The sequence below is a fragment of the Candidatus Jordarchaeum sp. genome (genome assembly GCF_052745115.1).
Genome location: NZ_JBRAKS010000530.1, coordinates 1 through 1,792 on the forward strand (window position 1 = coordinate 1; position 1,792 = coordinate 1,792).

General features: G+C 40.2%; 1 protein-coding gene. It reads left to right on the plus strand.

What is annotated here, in order from left to right; all coding sequences use genetic code 11:
• Positions 1-137: 137 nt before the first annotated feature.
• The gene (locus ACUVXA_RS20505) at positions 138-1,679 is read left to right on the plus strand and encodes a class I adenylate-forming enzyme family protein (protein WP_445873152.1); all 1,542 of its coding nucleotides are present in this window, start codon (positions 138-140) and stop codon (positions 1,677-1,679) included.
• Positions 1,680-1,792 lie beyond the last annotated feature (113 nt).

Genomic DNA, 1,792 nt, shown 5'->3' on the forward strand with positions numbered 1-1,792 from the left:
TTTAGTTTTTCTTCATCGTAACGATATTAATGATTTTTTTAGAGTGATATTATTTTTAAAAAAGTTTTATATAGATGATTAAAAGAATTAACAACATTATTAATTCTCTGTGAACATAAGAGAAGGAAGGTTATAGCATGATTATTGATTTGGGAAATAATAGATTGAACGTTGGTAACCAGTTGGTTAGAGCCACTTGGAGATATCCAGACAAGGAGGCGGTGGTCTGCAAGGGAAAAAGGTTAACCTTTAAGGAGTTGAATTCCAGGGCTAATAGTTTGGCTCATGGAATCATGGAACTGGGTGTAAAAAAGGGAGACTTTGTTTCTGCTTTAATGATGAATTGTACCGAGTATGTTGAGACTTATTTCGCGTTGGCAAAGATGGGGGCGGTCATCGCTCCTTTGAACTATAGATTAACCCCAAATGAGCTTATTCAACTCATCAATCAGTGTAAAGCTAAAGCACTAATTTTCGGTCAAGAGTTCAAAGAACTGGTTAGAGATTTGCGCCCAAAAATTGGAACGGTGAAACATTATATCTGCGTTGGAGAGGAAGAGGTTGAATACGCTACTCCCTATGAGGATTTAGCTACCGGATACTCTACTAATGAGCCGGGTGTTGATATTTTTCAGGATGATGGTCAATTTATGAACTCTACTTCTGGTACCACGGGTTTACCCAAGGCGTCGATAATGTCGCATTTTAATAATCTCGCTGTGGTTATGCAGATTTCACTTGAAATTGGGTTAACATCGGATAAGGTTTTCATGACTGTTCTTCCGTTGTTCAACAGAGTGGGGTGGACCACCACTCTTACCGCTGTTAGCTGTGGCTGTAAGAATGTTATAACGGAAATTGATCCCAAGGCAATACTGGAGGCAATCCAGCAGGAGAAAGTGAACATGGTGAATTTTGTACCGGTTATAACGAATCTCTTAATGCTGGTTCCCGAATTTGAAAAATATGATACCAGTTCCATGGAACTCATCATATACGCGGGAATGCCTCTAACTTCCGAAACCCGAGAGGCTACCTACAAGTACTTTGCACCCAACATCTCTGAGTATTACGGCTCCACAGAAACATCTCTAATTACATATAGTAATCCGGAAATAAAGAAACAGAAGGCAACCTCGCTTGGAACTCCGGCATACGGAGTGGAATTAAGACTGGTAGATGAGAAGGATCGGGACGTGCCTCAAGGAGAAATAGGAGAAATTATTATAAGGTCTCCAGCTCTAAACGCCAACTATTTCAATAATCCCGAAAAAGCGAAAAAAGATATGCGGGGCGGATGGTTCCATACCGGTGATTTGGGAAGATTTGACGAAGACCGACATCTATACGTTGTGGGCAGGGTCGAGGACATGATTATCAGTGGTGTGGACAAAATCTTCGCTCCAGAAGTGGAAGAAGTGATCCAGGGTCACCCCAAAGTCGGACAGTGTGCGGTTATAGGGTTACCGGACAAAGCCTTAGGCAAAGTGGTTACCGCTGTGGTAACCCCAAAGTCAGGAGAAAAAGTAGATGAGAAAGAAATAATAGAGTATTGTAAGGGCAAAATAGCAGATTTCAAGATTCCGAAAAAGGTAAAAACAATAGAAGCTATTCCGAGAACCCCCACCGGGAAAGCCATAAAGTTTCAACTGGTAAAGAAATATTCGGAACAAGAGTAATATGGAATTAATATAAGGTTAAAGAGAAGTTAAATTACTAATTAAATTAAAGGGTTTTCCTTTTTTACCGTATACGGGAAGTATATGCTTGTGTTTTGCTCAACAAGTTTCCC